The following is a 23,122-nucleotide window of genomic DNA, read 5'->3' as shown; positions in this document are numbered from 1 at the left end:
GAATAGATATATAATTAAAGGGAACAAACGTTCTTAAAGGAGGAGTTTCAGTGGAGTTATTGAACCTGACTGCTATAGAACAAAATGTATTGATAGCAAGCATTATGGGAGATGGTGAAATCACAAAAATCTACCCGGGTTCCCGCAGAAAAAATAATAGTTACCGAGAACATTTCTGTATCCAGCAACTTGATTATCGCATTTGGAAGTATAATTTATTGCCTTCCTATTTTTATTTTAATTCCACAAACACGCTACTACTTTCCCCCTCTCTTCCGCTCTTCACTGAACTATTTCCTCACTTTTATAATGTCGATGGAAATAAAGTCATCTCCGACGAAATGTTAAAACTCTGTAACCTCCCTATTTTTCTTACCACCTTATTTTTAGATGACGGATCATTGTCCATAACAGTGGATAAGAATAATTTAAAAAAGCGAATCTATCTCACTCCGCACATCTATCTATATTTGCAATGTTTTTCGCGAGAAGACCTTAGTAAGTTACAAACTCACATTTTTTCGACCTTCTCGATAGAAATGCGACTAAATAAAAGAAAAGATGGTTTTGGCTACGTGCTAAAAACCACAAAAGTAAGCGAAACATTGAAGTTTCTTCAGCTTGTCTATAAAGAAGCCTTGGACTGCCCCTCTATGTTCTATAAGACAAATTGGGATTTTCGTTTCGAAAAGGAAATCTCAAGATACAGAGAGTCGCATCCAGAATACTCAGTCATCGCCAGTTCATCTGAACGCAACAAAAACTATTCCGAAGAAGAATGCAATCAAATACGGTTGATGAAAAGCCAGGGCTTTACGGATAAAACAATTGCAGAAAAATTAGGTCGGAGCTATTGGTCTATTGTCTATAAATGGAGAGAAATTCGCGAAACTTAGAAGTTTCCTCTCTAACGGAAAGAGGCTGGGGAAAATATTCCCCCAGCCTCTTTCCATATTTAAGTTCAGCCTTTCAAATCAATCGAACCGCCAATATGCGGCTGCACGGATTGCTCAAGCATCTTCACGACACTCGCGCTATTCGTTTCTGCCTGATCCATTGCTTTTTTCGTTACGAGTACGCTTGCTTCTTGCCGGACATTCATCTGGCTGAGTGACATTGATAATGCGGCAATATCCATATGAATTCCTCCTCATGACCTTGCTTATAAAAAAAGGAGCCTAAAATCAGGCTCCTTTTGGTGTTTAAAATTAACGCAGCAATTGAAGAACTTGCTGTGGTGCTTGGTTGGCTTGCTTTGCCGCTATGTCTTTCGATCATAGAATAGACTATATCTTCACCCTCAAGTTTCAAGGGGCTGGGCACTTCGAACGGCGCTTGCCGCCCTACGGATTTCATCGCCATAGCCTTCGCCTTAGACGGTCTATCCTAGTCGTTGAACCTTCTCCAGAGTTTCCTCACAGGAGCTTGGCTGCTGATTATCCATTGGTGCATCCCCGTCATTTTCAGACCGTCACGCCGACCGTTTCCAGTTACGTTGTGGTTGATGGGGCTTTAGGAAGTTCCAGCAATTCACCCAGTTATACTCTAACCCGTTACCCGGTTAGACGCCCTAAAATCAATTATCTCAACAGTTGTAAAACTGATTGAGTCATTTGATTGGATTGAGCCAACATTGCTTGTGATGCTTGTGCAAGAATCGAGTTCTTTGTTTGTTCCATCATTTCTTTCGCCATCGTGCGAACATTTACTTTCGTAAATGACTAGACTATATCTTCACCCTCTATACTAGTAGGGGCCGGGCACTTCGGATCTTTCAGTGCTGATGGACACTGTGTCACCTACGGATTTCATCACCATAGCTTGCGCCTTAGATGGTCTATCCTAGTCGTTGAACCTTCTCCACTCTTTCGAGACAGGAGCTTGGCTGCTGATTGCCCAATCTTTTATTTTCTCTAGCCGTCACGTTTGCCGTTTCCAGCTGCGTTGTGGCAATAAAAGCTATCAGGGCTTTCCAGCAATTCACCCGGTCGTAATCTCTGGCTGTTACCGGCCAGGACGACTGTACCTCCGCTCGCTTACGCGGCTTCGACATAATCAACGTCGCGGATACGTGATTCCGCAGCTGTTAGGTTTTCAGAAGATGTACCTAAGTTATTGATGGTATGTTCTAAACGGTTTTGAACAGCACCTAACTTACCACGCTCGGATGATACTGAAGCAATAGCTTTATCAATAACCTCAATTGATTTAGAAGCATCTTCTCTGTTAGAGATATTTAAAGCAGCTTCTGATTTAATATCATTTGTGCCGTTTGTAATTTCATTTGAAGCTGTGAATCCTGCTTGGCCAGCATTACCTGTGATGCCGATACCCGCTGAACGCATGTCTTTAACGTTTAATGACATTGATTGACCTGTATTTGCACCAATTTGGAATTTAGTGCTAAAGCCCGACCCTTCAGCACCTGCTCCTACAACTTGCTCAACGTTTTTAATAGAATTAAGCCCGCCACCTAATGAAGTTAGAGGCGTACCAGAGCCATCTACAACAGAGATGTCCTTATCCGTTTCTGATATGAATTGCAATTTATTATCTGCGCCTAATGAAGCTGTAACTTTGTCACTCATACCAGACTCTTGTAATGCAGCATTTAAATCTTTCACTAAATCTTCCATAGCTGCTTTTGCAATATTAGTATCTGTGTTATCAGTATCATATGTTTTTGCTACACCGCTATTATTAAGATTAACTTCTACTTCGCTATTATTACCAATTGTAAATTTCAATGAATCCGTAGTACCTAACGTTACATCATTAGCAGTTAAAGCGGCACTTGCTTCTAACCCGTGACGCTCCCTAGTTGTAGGCACTCCATTTTCTGTTACAGTACCTGCCGAATTGGCAGTGGTTAACAGTGCCGCTTCATCAGCATGCGATGTAGTAATTTTAACTTCACTAGCAGCACCCTGTGACTTGCTAGTGTATACAATTTCGGTTCCAGATTTTTCGATATTCAGCACATCTGATAATTTAACTCCACCTGAAGTTGAGTCTTTTAAAGCAGCAATTACATCATCAATGCTTCCTGTAGCATTATCTGCTAAGGCTTGAGTAACATCAAAAGTTTTGCCATCTACTTTTATACTAGCTCCCGATATATTAGAATTATCTGCTGCTGCTGCAAATGTTTCAGCTCCGATAATTTTTGCACTCGTTGCTAGTGTAAGTTTAGATTCGCCATTTGAACCAATTCCGCCATTTAAAACTTTCTGAGTATTAAATTCCGTCGTGTTACCGATACGGTTGATTTCAGAAGTTAACTGGTTTAACTCATCCTGCATTGACGTACGGTCAGCGTCAGTTGAAGTTCCGTTGGCTGATTGGACAGAAAGTTCACGCATACGTTGAAGGATGTCCTGTGTTTCACTTAAAGCACCTTCTGCAGTTTGAATCATAGAGATACCATCTTGAGCGTTGCGAGTACCTTGCTCTAATCCACGAATTTGTCCGCGCATTTTTTCAGAAATTGTAAGACCCGCTGCATCATCTTTTGCACTGTTGATGCGAAGTCCTGAAGACAATTTCTCCATGCTGTCCATTTGTGCACTTTGAGCTGAACCCATTTGGCGGTGCGTGTTAAGTGCTGCGATGTTGTGATTGATAATCATTGTGTATTACCTCCGTGTAATGTTTTTTTGTTTTTTTGCAAGCGCCCAAATCCGTTTGGACTGCCTTACATTCTTTTTATCGGTCTCTGATTTGAAATGTTTAGCTTTTTTCTAAAAATTTCTAAAAACTTTTTGAAATTGTTTTATCTCAGTGTGGGAATTTTATAAAGCAAACAAAAAACCTAAAGCAAGCTCAGTTTCGAGCCCGCTCCAGGTTTTATTTTTTCATCTTCAAAAAATCACTAATATCAATCACATTCGATACCGCGTTCTTATTCTCTTCCTGAATCTCCAAGTAGATTTCTTTCCGGTGAATCGGAATTTCTTTCGGTGCGGAGATCCCCAGTTTGATAAGGTCGCCTTCGATGGATGTGACCGTGATTTCGATATTATCGTCGATGACGATCGATTCGCCGACTTTGCGTCCGAGTACGAGCATCGCTTACACCTGCCTTGCCGCTTGCTGGAACAGCGGATGTTTCACTTGGTAGTTCGGGTTGTTTAGGACGATTTGCTTGCCGAGTTGCTGTTTATTGTTGATAACGACTGGCGCTTTCAAGTTCGCTGTCGCATCCCCGATTTTTTTATTCGGCGTGACCGTTACCAAAACGATGGCATCGGACGGATCGTCCAGTTTCAATTGCCCGGTTAAGGCATCATCAAGCTTTACTTCGTAGTCCGGCAAAAAGACGAACGGGTCTGCCATGAAGAAGCTGATTGCTGCGTGTTCTGTGGACTGGAGGAAAAAGAACGGCGAGTCGCCTGATGGGTCTGCCGGAAGCAAAACAAATTTTGTCTCTTCTTCAAATCCCGGGATGCCGCGCTCGAATGTCAAAAGACGATCGTCCGCGAGTTCGAGTTCGCCGAATTGTTCTGTCTGGATTTTCATAGCTGACTTCCTTTCTATAGTAGAACTGATTTAGCCTGCTTCTATATGAGCCATCTCGTGCATGCGCAAGCGCACTAAAGCTTGTTCGCCGTTGATGCCTTTCAGTTCGGCGGTAAATGGCTCAGCCGATAAGCGCGGCGTATCTAGTAGCTTCGCCACGTCCGGCTGTTCGAACAGCGCTCGGCTGATGATCACTTCGCCTGCGTCGCCTTGGCCTTGCACGCGCGCAGCTAGATTGACGGTGCGGCCGAAATAATCGAGTCGATCGTTCGAGTTGACGGCGATGGCCGGGCCGCTGAACAGGCCGATCCTTAACAGCAGTGTATCATGTGTCTGCTCGTTAAAGGCACCCAGTTTTTCTTGGATCGCAAGCGCCGCCTTCACGCCATCTGCGGGTTTTGAGAACACCGCCATGACCGCGTCCCCAATCGTCTTGACGACGCTGCCGGAATTTTGCTTGATGTGTTCAGTTAAAAAGTCGAAATGACCGCGTACGCGCCCGTAGGCACTCGCGTCTCCCGCTTCTTCGTACAGCGCGGTCGAGCCTTTGAGATCTGTGAAAAGAATCGTCACATGGCCAATGGCGATTTTCTGCCCCGGCGCCAACACTTCTGATGAAAACAAATCACGGAATTCTTGCATGGCGGTCACTTTCGCCGCTGTCACCGTTTCCTTGCTCCAGTCGGCATATTCGAGCGCTACGACGATGTCTTTTTCGCTGTCGTTGACGATGGCAATATCCACAGTTTCCTGGGAAGATTCCACCCAGCCGGATGCTGTGTAACGGAATGCACCGGTCTGTCCGATGCGGATTTGGTCATTCAATTGCAAGACGCGCAAGCGCATTGGCGTATCGCCTTCTACCGGCTTGAAATTCACCGTTTGCCCTGCCCGGACGATGCGCTGTGCGATAACATGCGGCGTGATGAGCGGGCTGCCGATGCAATACACTTCTGCGTAAGCGGTGCGCACGGTCGGATGCACCGCAAAATGCAATTCGACGGACTGGTCGAAATCTGCGTCATAGGCAATGCCGCACAGGTCGCAGTGGAAGCTTCGCTCAAGTTCCGACAAGCTGCGGTGGTTGTCTTGAGAGACGCGGCAATTCGGGCAAATGACATGCCAGCTCAGTTGCAGCAAGCCGGCTTTTGTGGCATACAGCATGCCCCGCAGCACTTCTTCTACCGGCATACCCCATAGCTTCGCGAGATTTTTCGGCACGATCTCCGCTGCGTCTTGGTCGGTGCTATTGGCGAGGTAATGCTGCAAGCGCGCCGTGAATTGCGGGGCGACCGGATACTTGGCCAATTGACGGCTTAAGCTTTCGAGTTGTTCCGTGTTCACTTTCGGCGCCCGTTTATTCGCACGCGGGGCTGTTTCAGATTCTTCCTGCTGGTAATCGTCCAAAAACGCCATGATTTTCTTTAGCGCCGGCACTCCCGTTGCCTGGATGCCCACATAGCCGAGCAAGTTTTTCGGAGAAAACTCCGCCGTCAGCCGGACTTTCGTGCGCGGCTTTTCGCCTTCGCTTACGTCAAAAAATTCCAGCGTTAATATGTAATAATTGAGCGGCCCGTCTAGATATTGCCGTTCAGTCGTGTAATACTCCAGCTCCTGCCATTCAAACGGCAGTGATTTCCACGTCATCGGCACGACATGCATCACTTTCGCTGCCGCTTCCCTGTAGATCAAACCGGTCGATTCTGTCTGGCTCGCTTGAAACTTCACGGGAAACAAACCGATCGCATCGTTCAAGCGATTATTATCTGCGAGCTGCTCCCACGCCGTCTGCCTATCGACCGGGTATTCTTTTTCAATGGTGTAATGCTTTGATTTCAATGTCATCTTCACTCACTCCTATGTCAACGCAATCGCCAAGGCCAGAAACAAGAGGTGGAAAATCTGGTCCGCCACAATCGATAGCCATTTGCTGTCGGCCCCTGTCACCATCTGGATGCGCTTTACCCAAAACGCGACAAAGTGCCGCCGGTCGAGCACCACATGACTCACAAATACGAGCGCAAGCGCCGGCAGCGACAAACCGCCCGCAAACAATCCGAACAAAGCGATGACAGCTGTGTACACCGTGACATGTGCCAGCAGCGGCAGCCATTTGGTCGCTTTGTATTGCGCCATCCACGAAGTCTGCAGCAAAAAGTCCCCGACCAAATGGCCCAGCAGTAAATAATCGAACATGCTCATATTTGGTATCTCCGCTCTGTTTTATACGTGCTTAAATCGTAATCGCATTCTTCCAAGATGGCGATCATCGCATCGACCACTTCCGCTTCAAACAACTCCCCGCGGCAGCGCACGAGTTCTGCGGCGCCTTGTTGCGGGGTGAAGCCATTGCTATAGGAACGCACTGTCGTCATCGCATCAAAGGTATCGGCGACGCTGACAATGCGCGCAAACAAGGGAATCTTATCGCCCACAAGCCCTTCCGGATAGCCGCTGCCATTCAAGCGCTCATGGTGGGATTTTGCGGTTTCCACCGATTGTTCCATCGCATGCCGTGGCTCCATATTCGCAAGAATCCCTGCACCGATCACCGTATGCTGTTGGATCGTGCTGAACTCTTCTGCCGTTAAGCGGCCAGGTTTTTGGAGCAGTTCATCGCGGATGCCGATTTTTCCGATGTCGTGCAGTAACGCAGCCTTATACAGTTCTTCGCATTCGGGCGGCGTCATGCCGATTTTCTGTGCGATCCACAGGGAATAATTCGCGACGCGCCCCGAATGTCCAGCCGTGTAAGGGTCGCGCGCATCGAGCACCGTCGCAAGCGTACGGATCATGCTGATGAGCATGTGGTTGAGCTCGTCGTACATTTGACTATTATGAAGCGCGAGCGCGGATTGATGCGCCAACGCTTCTGCCAAGCGCAAGTCTGCTTCGGTAAAAAATTCGCCGTCACGCTTGTTGAGCAATTGCAGCGAGCCGAGCAACTGGCTTTTGACAATCAATGGCACCGTCAGGAGAGAACTGGTGATAAATCCGCTCTCCTGGTCAATTTGTTCGTTCCAATCGGCGTGCCCTGTGACGTCTTCGATGCGTTGGGCCTGCCCTGTTTCGAGTACTTTCCATACGACGCCTTGCCCTTTTGGCACTTTCACGTCGAGAATTTCTTCAGCTGCTGCACCGAATGCAGACACGGCCTGCAACTGCTGGCCGTCTGCATCCGCGATCCACAAGGTTCCCGCTTCCGCGCCGATAACTTGCATCATCTGCTGCAAAATATTGTCGAACACTTTGTCCTGATCAAGATGGGAATTAAGTTCTTTCGACGCATCCCATAACGCCATCAATTCCTGGATGCGCTGTTCCAATTGTTCGGTTTCGTTCATGAAGAGCCTCCACTATAAATTTTTACTTTGAATTCGAGATGAATTATTTATTTCAAACGATAGCTTATTATCATGCTATATACAATACATAGCGAAGATTTAAATGAAGAATTTTACATTTTTTTCGGCTTTCAACACCTAATCATCTGGATGCTTCTCTTTTATTATCGGCAGTTCCGCTGAAATATTTACTAACTGGCATAAAAAAACCGAGCCTCTACTTGGCCCGGTTTTCGCATTATTAAGATTCGATTTTCTCCAAACTTTCCAGTGCTTGCTTGACGGTCGCATAGGCATCCGCCGAGGCTAATTGAATTCCTGATTGGACGATGGTCTGCACCAAATCCGGACGCATCCCCGCCACGACGACGTGGATGCCCATCAAACTGAGCGTGCTGCCGATATGGTGGATCGCTTCTGCGGTCTGGTCGTCAATCGTCAAGACGCCCGAGAAATCCGTGATGACATGATACACATCCATCTCCGCGATATGCGGAATGACATTCGTTAAAATGTGGTTGACCCGGTAGCTGTCGAGATAGCCGATCAACGGCAACACGACAACATCATCCGCGACCGGGACGATGGGTGCCGACAATGCAATCATCTCACTTTGCATTTCCGCTTCGTATTTTTCCTGAAGCCGTTCGAATGCAAAGAAAGTTTCGTTCAGACTGACATCGAGCAAAGTATTGATGCGTTTGATGGCCAGCGCGTTCTCTTCCAGGCTGAGTCCTGATTTGACGCTCAGTTCCGTAAACAATTCCGCCATGACGACGCGCGTCGGCGGATAACGCACGACGATCTCTGAAATCTTGCCGCCAGCCGATACTTGCATCTCTGCATTTTGCTTGCTCCACTCGATGAGTGCATCCGGCACCTCGAGGTCGGCTTCGTTGCCGATGGTGTCGCCAAGATAGCCAAGCAATTCCTCGTACATGTCCACCGCGCGCAAGCGTTCCTCTGCCGGGATATCCTGGTCGATTTTTGCGAGCACCCGCTCCACTACTTGTTCAGCGAGCGTACGCGGGCTCGCTGTGATATATCCGCAAAACTCCGTAAATGAAGACATTCCGCCTGCCACCTTTTCCAATGAATTGCTTTCAGTATACCATTTTGTATAAGGGCCGGCACGCCGATATGACCATGGAAATGACAATGTCATACTCCTGTAATAAAGCCCCGCCTATAGTTTCAGGCGGGGCTTCTATCTACTTATTGGATTTTGATCGTTTTGCGGATAGCGCTCATCGTGCCAAGATGAAGCGCATCGTGAGAAATCATGAACGCCAAGACTTCCCCGAGCGTTTCCATGCCAAGAAACGGCTCAAGCAATTTGCTGTCGAGCTTGCCGGCAGTCACATGTTCGATCTGGTCAGGCTGGTCGCGCAACACCTGCTTGAGTTCTTCTAATGACGGCACTTCGCCTTCCCAATTTTGCGGGGATGTGCCACTTGCGAATAATTCTTTATAGCGTTCCGGCAAAAACGGCTCCGTATCGAGTGACTTCGAGACAAAACTATCGATGCCCGTTGCCAAATGTCCGGCATTCCAGCGGATTGAATTGCGGAACGGTGCCGGCATTTGGTCCGCCTCTTCTTCACTCATCTTATCCAGCAGCTTGATGATCATGCCACGCCATGTTTTCCATTGGCGGAATATCATTTCTTCATTCATCTTATCGCCTCCTGAAATATGCATACGCCCATTTTATCGTTTTCACAGGAAGCTAAGCAAAACTTCCGACTCATTGCCATTTATCGCAAGGTCATAAAGCTAACTATTTTTTGGTAAGTAATTTACTTTTTCCACCCTAAATGCCTTCTTTGTAAATTATACTTGTGAATTAAGTCACATCGGATATACTTTAATTACCACATCATAAAGGGGGAGCATGTTTGAATTGTAATAATTGTTCTGTCTCGACACTGACATTTGATATTCGCCTAAGCGGTGAATTGAATCACTCCATCATCCCAATTGCCATAGACCATCTAGAGCGCCAAGGCCTGGACGTCTCTTTAAAAGACAACCGGCTGCGCATGGGCGAGTTCGGGGCCCGCGAATTTTTAAGCTTTTGCGAAGACCTGCTGGATATCGAATCGGCTGAATTCCGCATCAACCGGGAAAGCTACCAACCGATTACCGATATGCATCAAGTATTCGATATGGAATGGATTGATGAAGTCATCCAAAACGAACGCATCGTCTCCCACTTCCAGCCGATTGTCGACAAAGAGCGCAATGTGTTTGCTTACGAAATGCTCGCGCGTTTCCATGATGCCGACGGCCAGGTCATCTACCCAAATACAATCTTCCCCGCTGCGAAAAGCCGCGGCCGTTTGTATGCGCTTGACCGCGTCTGCCGGATGACTGCTGTTCGCGCGGCTGGCCAATTGTCAGGCGAAAAAGCATTCATCAATTTCATCCCGACTTCGATTTACTCGCCGGAATTTTGCCTGCGTTCGACAATCGACCTGGCTCACCAAACTGGCGTCGATCCGGACCAACTGGTCTTTGAAGTCGTCGAATCCGAAAAAGTCGACGATTTGGAGCACTTAAAGCATATTCTTGGCTATTACAAATCAAGAGGCTTCCAATACGCACTAGACGATGTCGGCGAAGGCTACAGCACCGCCGAGGTTCTTGGCGAACTAAAACCGCATTTCATGAAACTCGATATGAAATACGTTTTTGGCGTTGCCCAGGATGCCGAAAAGCAGTCAGTCGCACAAAGCTTCCTTGAAAAAGCCCAAGCAGTCGGTTCAACACCGCTTGCAGAAGGCATCGAAACCGAAGAAGATTTCCTATGGCTAAAAGCACAAGGCTATGAATTGTTCCAAGGTTATTATTTCGGCAAGCCCGCCGCAGCACCACTTGCAGCGAAAACAGCTTCATAACAAAAGGAAGAGACCGCGGTCTCTTCCTTTTTCATTACCCTACATTCAGTTGTAAGAGAAAAACCAAAACTCTCTTGTTACGGAATAGTTTTATTTACCGCCAAAACTTATCATAATCCGCTTTGTCTTCGATATTGAATTCAATCAATTTACCAAGCAATGCGTAATCGACGGGACGGTCCCAGCTCATACGGATCAATTGCTCTGTGCTCGAATGGCCGCCTGCTTTAATGTCCTGCTCAAAGCGGTCAATTGCCGCTTTTTCAGGCGCCACCGCCATGTGTTTTTTCGCGGTGCTGAATGCGATGATAAAGGTACCGTGATCGGTGAACATCGGCTGATTCCACGCCACACGCGGTGCAAGCTGAGGATAGCTTGCCGTGACCCACTTCAAGACTTCTTCCACACGATCGTGGTGATCCGGGTCATCAATCTTTGCCAAGTACGCTGCAAATTCGTTCATATCATTTGCCCCCTCTTGTATGCATCATGGCTATTTGTTTGCCGCAAAATTTTCAATCCCTGTTTGGTTCAGGCATGCTTTTAATGTGCAGGTCTCGCTGAGGGAATGGAATTTCAATATCGTGTTCTGCAAACAGCCGGTTGATGCGGAAATTCAATGCGCTTTTGGTGACGATGACCTGGTTCGAGTTGTCGATCCAAACCATCAACTCGAAATCGAGTGACGACTCGCCGAACGCAGAAAAATTGACGAACGGCGCCGGTTCTGACAAGACGAAACCGCCTGCTTGTTCTTCTTCTTTTGCAGCTTGAAGTAATACGCGCTTCACTTTGTCGGCATCCGTCCCGTACGCGACACCGACCGGCACGACAAGCCGCATGCGCGGATCGCCGTAAGAACGGTTGACCACCTGTTCCTCCAGGAAATAGGAATTGGGGACGATCACGTGTTCATTATGAATCGTCTTGATGACGGTCGACCGCATCGAAATTTTATCGACATCACCGATCAAATCATCGATAATGACCCGGTCACCGACTTTGATCGGCCGCTCGAATAGTAAGATAATGCCTGAAATAAAGTTCGAGGCAATGTTCTGCAAACCAAAACCGATCCCGACGCCAAGCACACCGGCGAACACCGTCAAGGCACTTAAATCCAAGCCGACTGTCGTCAAGCTGACAACAATGGCAATGGCCATCACCGTATAATGGAACATCCGGTCGAACGTATAGCTCATGCCACGGTCCAAATGATAGCGCTGATAAACATTCGGCAAAATATAACGCGTGATGATTTTCGACGCCCGATTGGCGAGCGACACAATCAAGACCACAAGAATCAACAGGAATGCCGTGATTTCAACATTGCCGATTTCAAACAGACGATCGAACATCCAGCCCGAATTGGAAAAATAAAAAATCATAAATAGCAAAATCCCATAGGTTGTTGCCCAGTTCAATAAGCTCCGGAGCACTGGATCGACGTAGCGGAAGACTCGATTTGTGCTCAAGCGGCGAGAAATGGCAAGCACAATTGCCCTGACGAGAAAAATACACGCCACGTAAAACAAGAACAGCAATACTTCTGTCCATTCAATTTGTTCGAACACATCATACCAGCGCTCGGTCAGCTCTTCCGGTTGAATCGTCAATAGCATATCCACGCCCCCTTTCCTGTTCTATCCACCAGGCTCAATCTTCTTCCGTTTCCACGAAATACTGGTCTTTCCGATAAGACACACCGTCGACCGTTGCAATAATTTCATCTCCGCGCAGCACATCGGCGCGGTAAAAGCCGACACGAAAATTGCGCTTCGTCTCGATCGCGCGCGCCGTCAACAGGTCTCCAGGCCTCGCCGCTTGGATAAACTGGGCATTGGTCGACAAGCCGACAGCTGCTTTGCCGTGTGCATTGCTCACGACTGACAGCACATGGTCGGCGAGCGCAAAAATAACTGCGCCGTGTGCAGTTCCATAGGCATTGACCATATGATCCTGCACGAGTAATTCCGCCTCCGCCAATGTTTCTTCGAATTTCGTCAAACGGATGCCGAGCGATTGGGCATAAGGATCGTTTGTTACTTTGTCGCGGATTTCTGCATAATATTGTTGATGGAGCGCTTGTTCATTGATTCGTTTTGGCATAATGTCTTCCTTCCTGACTCCTTTATTATTTCCGGGGAAATCCGGAGAACTGCGCTTCAACAGCTTCCGCCAACCGGATTTTTGTTTCGGCCAATCGCTTCTTCAGCGATTCGTTTTCCCACTCATCTCCTGTATAAAAACTCGCAAACGGCTGATTTTTCTCTCTTGGCACGACATGCAAATGAAAATGCGTCAATTCGTCTGGCCCGCCGCCGTTTTGCGTCTGCGTAATGCCAAATGGCGCGTAAAGCTCTCGGATTGCCCGGCTCATCACTTGTGATGCGTTTAAAATGGCGAGTGCCGTCTCACTATCCATGTCATCGATAAAACCATAATGGGCTTTCGGCAAAATGAGCACATGTCCTTCATTGAACGGATCGTGATCCAAAAAACACGCCACCCATTCATTTTCAAACACCATATGCACCGGCAATTCGCCGTTTGCCAGCCTGCACCCTAAGCAATCTTGTTCACTATGCCTTAAAATCTCACTCATCGCCCTCACCTCTAATCCCCGCAGCAAAATCAGATCTGCTGCAGTTGTTTTCTTTCCATTATACAAGCCAATTTCATCCATGAAAGGAAAATCTAACGCCTTTTCGTACTATGTCCTATACTAATAGGCAAGGAGGGTTTTACATGATTCGTATACTCGCAGTAGACGACGATTTACATATGCTTCAGTTTGTCGCCGGGGAGCTCCGGCAACACGGCTACGAAGTGATATCCGCTGAAAACGGCGAACAGGCATTGGCGCGTCTGGAACAGCAGACGGCAGACCTCGCGATTGTCGATGTCATGATGCCCGGAATCGACGGTTTTGAATTAACCAAACGCATCCGCACAGACTACGATATCCCGGTCATACTCTTGACAGCGCGCCACCATATCGAAGACAAGGAACGCGGATTTCTCGCCGGATCCGATGATTATTTGGTCAAACCGTTCGAATCCAAGGAATTGCTGTTCCGTGTCAAAGCGATTTTGCGCCGTTACGACCATCCCGAAAACAATACCCTTACAGCAGGGTCTTTAACGATCGACTTGAAAAGCTACGAACTGCGTTCGCCGAACGGCTTGTCATTCATTCCATTGAAAGAATTCGAGCTACTCGCCTTGCTCGCCTCCAAACCGCGCCACGTATTTACGCGAGATGCCATTATCGAAAGTGTATGGGGGCTCGATTTCCAAGGGGATGAGCAGACCATCAATGTCCACATCAAACGGCTGCGCACCAGACTCGAGCAATTTGCGCCGGATGTCAAGATTGTCACGGTGCGCGGTGTCGGCTATAAACTGGAGGCCGACTCATGAGCTTGTACGTCAAATTCATCTGGTTCACATTCCTGACGATGCTCATCAGCAGCGCCATTTCGTTTTTCGCGATGAATACGCTCTATCACCAATTTTTGAAAGAAGACAATAACGACAAAAACCTGGCGATTGCCGAATCGTTTGCCGGCCATTTGGACAGCCTTCCGCCAGGCCAAGTGGAAAGTACACTCGAAGTGCTCGGTGACGCCGGCTATCAATTGTATTTGACGGACGGCAGCAATGTCTCGCGCTTCGGCGGTGAATTCCGCGATGAAACGATCGCCCAACAAGACGTCCAGCGCGTACTCGGCGGCGATATCTTCAACGGCATCCGTGATTTTCCGCGCCAAACTTTCGTCACCGGCTTTTTCGCCAATGAACTGCAAAATTCCATCGGCGTCCCCGTGACACTCGGCGGCGAATCCTATGCTTTATTCCTGCGCCCCGACATCGAGCTATTGTTCCAGGAACTCCATCTGTTGTTTGGCGGTTTGGCCGTGGGAATCGTGCTATTGAGCTTTCTCGGCATGCTGTTGGTTGCGCGTTTGTTGATCCAGCCGATCACGAAATTGACCGAAGCGACCGAGAAAATGGCGACAGAAACCTTTGACGTCCCGCTTGCGATCGACCGGAGGGATGAAATCGGCCGCCTCGCCGACCAATTCTTATTGATGCGCTCGCGCATTGAACAGTCGACCGTCAAGCGCAAGGAATTCGTCCATAACGTCTCCCACGATATCCAGTCGCCGCTCCATACGATCCAAAGCTATCTCGGCTTGTTGGAAAAGCCGGGCATCAGTGATTCCGACAAGCAGCACTACGCGGACATCATCCGCGAAGAGACGGCACGCCTGTCTCTTTTGACAACACAACTCTTGACCTTGGCATCGGTCGACAAGGAAACGCCGGAAGCGCTCGAGACCGTCGCACTTCACGAGCAATTGCATGCGACGCTCAGCCATTTGCGCTATGCATTCGACGACAAAGAACTGGCGCTGTCTGCACAGCTCACCCCAGCCTATGCGCAAGGCAATGCGGTGCTGCTTCAAACTGTTTGGGAAAACTTGTTGACCAATGCAGTGAAATACAGCGAACAGGGCGGCTCGGTCAACGTAAGCCTTACGCAAAGTGACAACCAAATTCACATTGCGGTACGCGATCACGGCATCGGCATGACAGAAGACGAAACAAAGCATGCGTTCGAGCGCTTTTACCGCGCCGACCAAGCCCGCACCCGCGGCCAAAAAGGCTCCGGCCTTGGTCTATCGATCGCCAAGGAAATCATCGAGCTCCACGGCGGCCGGATCGAACTCGACAGCGAGCCGGGTGCCGGCACCACCGTCACGGTTATTCTTCCCGCCTCATCATCTGTATAGACTCAAAGCCCTCCACAACCGGAGGGCTTTTTTATTCCAAACTGTTAACGCCCGTTCACCTTCCATTCACCTTGCCTCTGTAAACTGAAGCTATACCAAAACGGAGGCGAATAACGTGAACTTAGCATGGAAAGAAATGAAGAAAAGCAAAACGAAATTCATGATCCTCGGATCGATCGTCTTTTTGATCAGCTTATTGACCTTCATCATCTCAGGGCTCGCGAACGGCTTGTCACAAGACAATGCCGCCCTGATCAAGAATTTACCGGACGGAACGATCTATATGGAAACGGCGGCGGAAGAAACCCACGCCTTATCCGCAATCGACACAGAAACTCAGCAATCAGTCCTGTCGGAAAACAACGGCGCGTTTGCATTCTCTATCCAGATGGGTTTTTTATTGAACGAACAAGACGAACAGCAAAGCGTCGCCTTCGCCACATCAACCGATTCGGCTGAATTTCCGGATATCAAAAAAGGCAAAGTCATACTTGACCGTTCGCTCGAAGAAGACGGCATCAAGCAAGGCGACATCTTTACCAACAGCCAGTTGGATGGCGAATTTACCGTAGCAGGCTTTACCGACGGTGCGAAATACAGCCACGCACCTGTCGCCTTTATCCATCCGGATAATTACGCGGAAATGTACCGCACGGAAGACCTGCAAATGCTGTTCGTCCCAGAAACGGCAGAACCCGGGGCAATCGCCGGCTTGCAAAGCTTCTCCATAGAAGCATTCCTCAACACCTTGCCGAGCTATAGTGCCGAGCAATTGTCGCTGTCGATGATTGTCTGGTTCTTGGTCGTTATCAGCGGCATGCTGTTCGCGATTTTCTTCTATATGATGAACATCCAGAAGCTCGGGCTGTACGGCATTTTAAAAGCGATCGGCGTGAAGACCGGCGCCTTGTTCCGGATGATCTGGGTGCAGATGCTCGTCATTACTGCGATCGCGCTTATCTTATCGATTGCCGTCAGCCAATTGTTCGCGACACTGGCACCAGGCGACATGCCGTTCTATTTGCCGATTGATGCCACGCTGCAATTAACAGCGGTGTTCTTTGTTATCGGATTTGCTGGAGCCACTTTGTCGGGCCTTCAGATCCGCAAGGCCCAACCGCTTCAAGCCATTCAACAAGGAGAAGGATAAGCATGATTTTTTCAACGAGCAACATCAAAAAGAGCTTCACGACTGGTGAAGTCTCGGAGGAAATTTTAAAAGGCGTCGACTTGTCGCTGGCGGAAGGTGAAATCACGGCCCTTGTCGGGTCATCCGGCTCCGGCAAAAGCACGCTGCTGACAATCGCGGCGGGGCTTCAAACTCCGTCATCTGGCGAAATTCATTTTGATGGCCAAGACCTTGACACGCTAAGTCCGGAAAAAGTCCGCCAAATCCGCGCGGAATCGTTCGGCTTTGTATTTCAATCCTCTCACCTCGTGCCATTTCTCACGGCCGAAGAACAATTGCTGCTCATGCTCGAGACGGCCGGCTCCCCGCTTTCGGCAAAACAGCGGCGGGCAGAGGTCGAAAAGATACTGGATGAGGTCGGCATGGGCCACCGTAAGAATGCCTATCCCGCTTCGATGTCTGGCGGTGAAAAGCAACGCATCGCCATTGCACGTGCGATCGTCCATCAACCCAAGTTATTGTTCGCAGATGAACCGACTGCAAGTTTGGACTCCACCAAGTCGCATGAAGTGATGGAATTGCTTCAGAAACTGACGAAAACACTGAACATCGCCACCTTAATGGTCACCCACGAAGAAGACATGCTCGCCTACGCCGACCGCGTTATCACTATGAAAGACGGCCGCTTGGCATAAAAAAGAGACGGCCTGAGCCGTCTCTTTTTCGTTATCGCACTCTACTCCAGTTCCTTCAATTGCTTCGTCAATTCCACAAAGCGCCGATCCAATTCTGCGTAGCCCGGGGTTGTCGGCTGCATGAAGCTGAGCTTGCCGAGTACAGCCTGGCGCTCCGTTTCGAGTTTCAAGCGGAGTTCGCCGCTGCTGCCGAGCGCTTCTTTTGGCGGCGCTTCCCCGAGCTGCTTGCGAATCGTTCCGCCTTCAAACACCAGTTTGCAATCCGTCGTCTTGTCGAGCAAATAGCGGTCATGCGACACGACGAGAAGCGTGCCGCGGTAGTCCGCCAAGGTCGACTCCAATTGTTCGCGCGACGGCAAATCCAAATGATTGGTCGGCTCATCAAGCAATAAGGCGTCTTTGTCCTCCAAGATGAATTTCATCAATTTGCATTTGACCCGTTCGCCCATGCTCATCTCCCGAATCGGCTCCAGCCATTGCTCTTTACGGAAGCCTAAATGCTTCAATAGATTCTGCACACGCCCCCGCTCTTTGAACGTGAATTGTTCAAATAATTCGGCAGGCGTCAGGTCGAGCGGCAAATCAAAGACATCTTGCGTCAAATAGCCGATGGACGCGGATGGTGATAACCACAGCTCCCCATCGCTCACTGGCTCTCCGCCCGCCAGCATTTTCAAAAACGTCGTCTTGCCGCTGCCGTTTGCGCCGACCACCGCGATTTTCTCCCCGTGCTGGACTGTAAACGAAGCGTTCTTGAATAATGGCATGTCCCCGAAGGATTTTCCTAGCTTCTTCACTTCCAAAAAGCGTTTGCCGGCTTTCGGGTTGGCCTGGAAAGCGAAGTCCACCGCGTATTCCGGTTCAACAGCATCGACCGCCGCGTTCGCCAATTCCTTCTCCAGGCGTTTTTGCTTCGATTTCACTTGCGCGTCCATGCTTTTGGCTTTGGCCCGGTAGTATTCCTTATAGCCCTCCTGCTTGGTGGAATTGGCATGTGCCGATTCAGACCACGAGGATAACTGCTTCATCTGGTTTTCGATGCGTTCGATGCGTTTTTGCTGTGTGTCATAGGCGTGTTGCTGGCTTTTGCGCTGTTGTTCGCGGAATTCCATATAATCGCTGTAATTGCCGTTGTGGCTGTGGATCTTGCCGTTTTCGATCGACCAGATCTTCGTCGCGATGTGATTGAGGAAATAGCGGTCGTGAGACACGATGGCGATGGCACCCGGATAGGCGTTTAATTCGCGTAGCAGATGCGCTGTGCCTTGTGCATCCAGATGATTGGTCGGCTCATCCAATAGCAAGAGATCCGCTGGCTGTGCCAAGCCTTTCGCAAGCCTCGCCTTTAGTTTTTCTCCTCCGCTCAATTGGACGAAATCGCGAAGCGGGACTTCCCATCTGTTCAATAGCGCTTGTTCCGCTGCCGTCACGTCTTCAAAAGCGTAATCCGGCAATTCCTGTTCGACTGCACATACGCTCACGCCCGGCGCACCTTGAATCAGCTGTCCACTGGCCAGTGCGATGTCCCCGGCAATCAGCCGCAAAAGCGTCGTTTTTCCGGCACCGTTTTTTCCGATGATGCCGATGCGGTCGCCGCTCATGATGTTTTCAGTCACATTCTCGAATAATGCTTGTTGTTCGATTTCCACGGATACGTTCAGTAATTTCATTAGTTCTGTCATGCAGAACCACCCCTTCTCGTTTTGGACAGGGAGAATTAAAAAATCCTCCCAAATCTAAATTTGGAAGGATTAGCCAGTACATTTTGGGTGTGCCGAATAAACTGCAACACCTTATGGATGAAATGGGCAGACTAATCCTATGTTTTTGCCTTCGAAAAATAACTATTTCAAATGACTAAAAATATAGGTTAGTTACGCATTGTCCACCCATCAACTCGTTTCATTTCAGAATTGAGTTGATTTTATCATGCAGAAACATTGCTTGCAACCGGGCCAGCCGGAATTACGCAGCGCTTTGTTCGCGCTTTTTCTTGACGCTGACAATTGCGCCGACTGCCACGATGGCAAGAAGGACGCCCCAGAAAATCAATTTCCATTCCGTCGAGTGGACAAATTCGTATGGCAAGATGCCGACGCCTTTGTGCCCGAGCGTCAACACGGTCAATTTGACACCGACCCAGCCGACGACGACGAACGCGGTCGTTTCAAGCTGCGGGTAATTCGACAATAGCTTGACGAATTTATGTGCCGCAAAACGCATGATGACAAGTCCGACCAAACCACCCGTTAACATGACGGCGAACTGGCCGCCGTTGATGCCCCCGACTTCCATCGAGCCGAGGTGCGGCAAGGTGATGGCAAGTGCCACCGCTGCAAGCATTGAATCGACCGCGAACGCGATGTCCGCAAGTTCTACTTTCAAAACTGTCATCCAGAAGCCAGAACCTTTTGTCGCTTCCGGTTCGATGGTGTGTTCTTTGCCTTTTCGCTGATCGTAAATATGCTTAAACGCAATGAACAAGAGATACGCTGCACCAAGTGCCTGGATCTGCCAGACATCGACGAGCAAAGTGATCATGAATAATGCCGCGAAACGGAACACGAATGCACCCAATAATCCGTAAAATAATGCTTTTTTCTGTTGTGCTTTCGGCAAGTGCTTGACCATGACCGCCATGACGACGGCATTGTCCGCAGCAAGCAAACCTTCAAGTGCCACTAAGACGAGCAGCACCCATAAATACTCCAATAAAATTGCTTCCAACTGAAAAACCTCCTTGATTTTGGCAACAAAAAAGACCTCTGCCTATAGAAGGCAAAGGTCTTGCTAAGCAAAATAATTTTGCTATCACAACCGATGGATACGATCCATGTAATGACGACTGTGAAATAGGTTTCCCCATAGCTACTCCCCTTTGACGTGATGTCAAGGTCTATTGAGTTGTTAAAAAAAGTATAGCACAGAAAAACAAAAAAGCTACTACATAATATCGCCAAATTTCCAGATATTTTATCCTTCATTTCCCTGAATATTTTGCAGACTCCTGTCATTAATATGGTATTATACTTCTTAATCACTGAAGGAGGGGAAACCATTGGGAAGGGACTAGCGAAAATTCTTTACACACTCAACCGAATCATCCGCTTTAAACCGTTTTGCATAAACAGCTGCACCCGTGCGGACCGCCTCATTTCAACGAACGGAGTTCACCTGTCATCGTAAGCGGCCATTTCGACCAATATCAGACGTGCCCCGCGGGAAATTAAGCCCTGGGCACCGGCTGAACTATTTATGGAGGTGAATCCCTTTTTAGGGAATCTTACGTGGACATAATTACAATATTGAATTTAGCTTTGCTTGTACTATTGCTCGCTTTGACCGCCTTTTTCGTCGGCTCCGAATTTGCCGTCGTCAAGATTCGCATGTCGCGCTTGGACCAGCTCATTGCAGAAGGCAATAAAAAAGCTGTGCGCGCCAAAGAAGTCGCCAGCAACTTGGATTATTACCTATCTGCCTGTCAGCTCGGCATCACTGTGACAGCACTCGGCCTCGGGGCGCTCGGGAAACCGACCGTCGAACGGCTCATGTATCCAATCTTCGACTTTTTCCAAGTGTCGGATTCGGTTGCATCCGCCGCTTCCTATGCCATCGCTTTCCTATTGGTGACGTATCTTCACGTCGTGCTCGGGGAAATGGCGCCTAAAACGCTCGCCATCGAATACGCGGAAAAAATGTCGTTGCTATTGGCCCCTCCGCTGTATTGGTTCGGCCAAATCATGAAGCCTTTCATTTGGGCGTTGAACGGAGCCGCCCGCCTGTTGCTGAGAGTTTTCGGCGTCCAGCCAGGGCATGAACAGGCGTATTCGGAAGATGAGCTGAGAATCGTCATGGCGCAAAGCTATGAAGGCGGCGCCATCAATAAAAACGAATTATCTTATATGGAAAATGTCTTCACCTTCGATGAACGTTCGGCAAAAGACATCATGGTACCGCGGACCGAGCTCGTAACGCTCGACCTCGACATGCCGTCGCAAGAAATCATCGATGTGCTCGACGAACATAATTACACGCGCTATCCGGTAACGGAAGACGGCGACAAGGACCGGATCATCGGTTTTGTCAGCGCCAAGAAAATGCTGCCGCAGATTGTTGCGGGACGTGATTGGAAGCTCCACGATTTCGTCCGCGAAGTGCCGACCGTGTTTGAGATGACGGATTTGCAAGGTGCCTTGCTGCGCATGCAGAATGCCCGCGTCCACCTAGCGATCGTCGCGGATGAATACGGCGGGACCGCCGGCATGCTCACGCTCGAAGACATCCTCGAAGAAATCGTCGGCGAAATCCGCGACGAATTCGATGAAGACGAAGAGCCTGAAATCAAGAAGATCGCAGACCATCAGTACGTATTGAATGGCCGCGTGCTCCTGAAAGAACTCGAAGAGCGTTTCGGCGTAGACTTTGACAATAGCCAGGACATCGACACGATCGGCGGCTGGATCCATTACCGCACGACCGGAGAAATCGAAATCGGCGAACCGTTGACGTATAAAAATACGGAATGGACCGTCACCGATATGGACCACCAGCAAATCAAGCAAGTCCTGTTTACGCAAAAACCGAAAAAATCACAAGACCAAATCGACTAACTGGAGGTGAGCCCCCGATTCTGGGGGATCCAACTTGGATGGACAAATAATAATTAATCTATTGCTCGTAGCTTTAATGATTTTGGCGACTGCCTTTTTTGTCGGCGCTGAATTCGCCATTTTGAAAGTACGCATGTCGCGGATTGACCAATTGATTTCGGAAGGCAATAAAAAAGCCGTGCGCGCCAAAGAAGTGGCAGACAAACTCGATTATTACCTCTCTGCCTGCCAGCTGGGCATCACGATTACGGCATTGATTCTCGGGGCGCTCGGGGAACCGACCGTTGAACGCTTATTGCATCCGCTATTTGAGGAATTCAATTTGTCCCCTGCCATCGCGACCATTTTATCCTATGCCATCGCCCTCAGCATCGTGACCTTTTTGCACGTTGTCATCGGCGAACTGGCTCCAAAAACTTTGGCGATTCAATACGCAGAACGCATGACCTTGTTGCTCGCGCCTCCCCTCTACTGGTTCGGGAAAATCATGAGCCCGTTCATCTGGCTGTTGAACGGCTCAGCGCGCTTGTTTTTGCGTTTGTTCAAAGTGGAACCGAGCGGCCATACGGAAGCCCATTCCGAAGAGGAATTGAAGTTGATCATGGCTGAAAGTTACCAAAGCGGCGAGATCAACCAGACCGAGCTGACGTATTTGAAAAATATTTTCGATTTCGATGAGCGCATCGTCAAGCACATCATGATTCCGAAAGAGAAAATCGTCTCGGTCGAGAGTTCCTTGACCCAGGAACAACTTTTCGAAGTCCTCGATGGCCATGAGTATACACGCTATCCCGTGACGGAAGGTGGAGACCCCAACCGCATGCTCGGCTTCATCAACACGAAAGAATTGCTGACGAGCATGGCAGCCGGCAGGACCCAGACGCCGGAATCTTTCCTGCATCCGATGCCGCGCTTCCTGGAAAACACGCCGATCCAAAAAGTGCTCGCCAGCATGCAGCAAAGCCGGACGCATATGGCCGTCATCACCGCAAAAGACGGACACATCGCAGGCCTTGTGACAATGGAAGACATTCTCGAAGAAATCGTCGGCGAAATCAGCGACGAATCATTCGAAGCCGGCACTATTTAATTGATCTATAAGAAAGAAGTCTGTGATCTGCTACGAA

Annotated in this window: 24 protein-coding genes; 8 read left to right on the top strand and 16 right to left on the bottom strand. The window is 48.9% G+C overall.

What is annotated here, in order from left to right; translation table 11 throughout:
• The first annotated feature begins 50 nt into the window (after positions 1-50).
• On the top strand, positions 51-896 hold the full coding sequence (locus G3255_RS01125) for a DNA endonuclease (RefSeq protein ID WP_349291395.1): 846 nt from the start codon (positions 51-53) through the stop codon (positions 894-896).
• A 65-nt stretch (positions 897-961) separates the two neighbouring features.
• Here the strand turns inward: G3255_RS01125 and G3255_RS01120 are convergent, their stop codons facing one another.
• The 10 genes from G3255_RS01120 to G3255_RS01075 form a co-directional block, all read right to left on the bottom strand.
• On the bottom strand, positions 962-1,138 hold the full coding sequence (locus tag G3255_RS01120; RefSeq protein ID WP_211652903.1) for a YjfB family protein: 177 nt from the start codon (positions 1,136-1,138) through the stop codon (positions 962-964).
• A gap of 442 nt (positions 1,139-1,580) precedes the next feature.
• On the bottom strand, positions 1,581-1,682 hold the full coding sequence (locus G3255_RS01115; RefSeq protein ID WP_274624516.1) for a flagellin: 102 nt from the start codon (positions 1,680-1,682) through the stop codon (positions 1,581-1,583).
• 354 nt (positions 1,683-2,036) lie between these two features.
• Entirely contained in the window at positions 2,037-3,629 is a 1,593-nt protein-coding gene (locus tag G3255_RS20205; RefSeq protein WP_211652901.1) for a flagellin N-terminal helical domain-containing protein, read from the bottom strand.
• A 217-nt stretch (positions 3,630-3,846) separates the two neighbouring features.
• Complete coding sequence (gene csrA, locus G3255_RS01105) at positions 3,847-4,068, bottom strand: carbon storage regulator CsrA (protein ID WP_058382099.1); 222 nt, start codon at positions 4,066-4,068, stop codon at positions 3,847-3,849.
• A gap of 3 nt (positions 4,069-4,071) precedes the next feature.
• Positions 4,072-4,518 carry a flagellar assembly protein FliW gene (gene fliW / locus G3255_RS01100; RefSeq protein ID WP_211652900.1) on the bottom strand — a complete coding sequence of 149 codons (447 nt, stop codon included), beginning with the start codon at positions 4,516-4,518 and terminating at the stop codon, positions 4,072-4,074.
• A 30-nt stretch (positions 4,519-4,548) separates the two neighbouring features.
• Positions 4,549-6,363 (bottom strand): adenylate/guanylate cyclase domain-containing protein, encoded by a 1,815-nt coding sequence (locus G3255_RS01095; RefSeq protein WP_211652899.1) that lies wholly within the window; start codon positions 6,361-6,363, stop codon positions 4,549-4,551.
• A gap of 12 nt (positions 6,364-6,375) precedes the next feature.
• A complete protein-coding gene (locus tag G3255_RS01090) occupies positions 6,376-6,720 on the bottom strand; it encodes a DUF3307 domain-containing protein (protein WP_211652898.1) in 345 nt (114 codons plus the stop codon).
• Positions 6,717-7,862, bottom strand: coding sequence for a GAF and HD-GYP domain-containing protein (locus G3255_RS01085; RefSeq protein WP_211652897.1), 1,146 nt, complete (start codon positions 7,860-7,862; stop codon positions 6,717-6,719). Before G3255_RS01085 ends, G3255_RS01090 begins: the two co-directional genes overlap by 4 nt.
• Before the next feature lie 241 nt (positions 7,863-8,103).
• Positions 8,104-8,934 (bottom strand): STAS domain-containing protein, encoded by an 831-nt coding sequence (locus G3255_RS01080; RefSeq protein WP_211652896.1) that lies wholly within the window; start codon positions 8,932-8,934, stop codon positions 8,104-8,106.
• 143 nt (positions 8,935-9,077) lie between these two features.
• A complete protein-coding gene (locus tag G3255_RS01075; RefSeq protein WP_211652895.1) occupies positions 9,078-9,539 on the bottom strand; it encodes a DinB family protein in 462 nt (153 codons plus the stop codon).
• 221 nt (positions 9,540-9,760) lie between these two features.
• On the opposite strand from G3255_RS01075, the gene G3255_RS01070 reads away from it, so the two are divergent.
• A complete protein-coding gene (locus G3255_RS01070) occupies positions 9,761-10,762 on the top strand; it encodes an EAL domain-containing protein (RefSeq protein ID WP_211652894.1) in 1,002 nt (333 codons plus the stop codon).
• A gap of 94 nt (positions 10,763-10,856) precedes the next feature.
• On the opposite strand, the gene G3255_RS01065 is transcribed toward G3255_RS01070, so the two are convergent.
• The 4 genes from G3255_RS01065 to G3255_RS01050 are packed head-to-tail and all read right to left on the bottom strand — an operon-like array spanning position 10,857 to position 13,367.
• Positions 10,857-11,225 carry an iron chaperone gene (locus tag G3255_RS01065; RefSeq protein ID WP_211652893.1) on the bottom strand — a complete coding sequence of 123 codons (369 nt, stop codon included), beginning with the start codon at positions 11,223-11,225 and terminating at the stop codon, positions 10,857-10,859.
• A gap of 52 nt (positions 11,226-11,277) precedes the next feature.
• Entirely contained in the window at positions 11,278-12,384 is a 1,107-nt protein-coding gene (locus tag G3255_RS01060) for a mechanosensitive ion channel family protein (RefSeq protein ID WP_211652892.1), read from the bottom strand.
• 34 nt (positions 12,385-12,418) lie between these two features.
• Positions 12,419-12,871 carry a PaaI family thioesterase gene (locus tag G3255_RS01055; protein ID WP_211652891.1) on the bottom strand — a complete coding sequence of 151 codons (453 nt, stop codon included), beginning with the start codon at positions 12,869-12,871 and terminating at the stop codon, positions 12,419-12,421.
• 25 nt (positions 12,872-12,896) lie between these two features.
• On the bottom strand, positions 12,897-13,367 hold the full coding sequence (locus tag G3255_RS01050) for an HIT family protein (RefSeq protein ID WP_211652890.1): 471 nt from the start codon (positions 13,365-13,367) through the stop codon (positions 12,897-12,899).
• Between the two features lie 143 nt (positions 13,368-13,510).
• Between G3255_RS01050 and G3255_RS01045 the strand changes: the two genes are divergently transcribed.
• The 4 genes from G3255_RS01045 (at position 13,511) to G3255_RS01030 (ending at position 17,385) form a co-directional block, all read left to right on the top strand.
• Positions 13,511-14,185: a response regulator gene (locus G3255_RS01045; protein WP_211652889.1), complete on the top strand. Its 675-nt coding sequence runs from the start codon at positions 13,511-13,513 to the stop codon at positions 14,183-14,185.
• Entirely contained in the window at positions 14,182-15,561 is a 1,380-nt protein-coding gene (locus tag G3255_RS01040; protein ID WP_211652888.1) for a sensor histidine kinase, read from the top strand. Before G3255_RS01045 ends, G3255_RS01040 begins: the two co-directional genes overlap by 4 nt.
• Before the next feature lie 115 nt (positions 15,562-15,676).
• On the top strand, positions 15,677-16,711 hold the full coding sequence (locus G3255_RS01035) for an ABC transporter permease (RefSeq protein WP_211652887.1): 1,035 nt from the start codon (positions 15,677-15,679) through the stop codon (positions 16,709-16,711).
• Between the two features lie 2 nt (positions 16,712-16,713).
• Complete coding sequence (locus tag G3255_RS01030) at positions 16,714-17,385, top strand: ABC transporter ATP-binding protein (RefSeq protein WP_211652886.1); 672 nt, start codon at positions 16,714-16,716, stop codon at positions 17,383-17,385.
• Positions 17,386-17,426: 41 nt separating this feature from the next.
• Here the strand turns inward: G3255_RS01030 and abc-f are convergent, their stop codons facing one another.
• Entirely contained in the window at positions 17,427-19,067 is a 1,641-nt protein-coding gene (gene abc-f / locus G3255_RS01025; RefSeq protein WP_211652885.1) for a ribosomal protection-like ABC-F family protein, read from the bottom strand.
• 283 nt (positions 19,068-19,350) lie between these two features.
• The gene (locus G3255_RS01020; RefSeq protein ID WP_211652884.1) at positions 19,351-20,112 is read right to left on the bottom strand and encodes a TerC family protein; all 762 of its coding nucleotides are present in this window, start codon (positions 20,110-20,112) and stop codon (positions 19,351-19,353) included.
• 560 nt (positions 20,113-20,672) lie between these two features.
• On the opposite strand from G3255_RS01020, the gene G3255_RS01015 reads away from it, so the two are divergent.
• Together G3255_RS01015 and G3255_RS01010 are read left to right on the top strand one after the other, a co-directional pair.
• Positions 20,673-21,995 (top strand): hemolysin family protein, encoded by a 1,323-nt coding sequence (locus G3255_RS01015; protein ID WP_211652883.1) that lies wholly within the window; start codon positions 20,673-20,675, stop codon positions 21,993-21,995.
• A 34-nt stretch (positions 21,996-22,029) separates the two neighbouring features.
• Positions 22,030-23,085, top strand: a complete 1,056-nt coding sequence (locus tag G3255_RS01010) for a hemolysin family protein (protein WP_211652882.1) — start codon at positions 22,030-22,032, stop codon at positions 23,083-23,085.
• Positions 23,086-23,122 lie beyond the last annotated feature (37 nt).

It is taken from the genome of Planococcus sp. MSAK28401 (assembly GCF_018283455.1).
Classification (GTDB): domain Bacteria; phylum Bacillota; class Bacilli; order Bacillales_A; family Planococcaceae; genus Planococcus; species Planococcus alpniumensis.
This window is presented reverse-complemented; position numbering and strand designations above follow the sequence as displayed.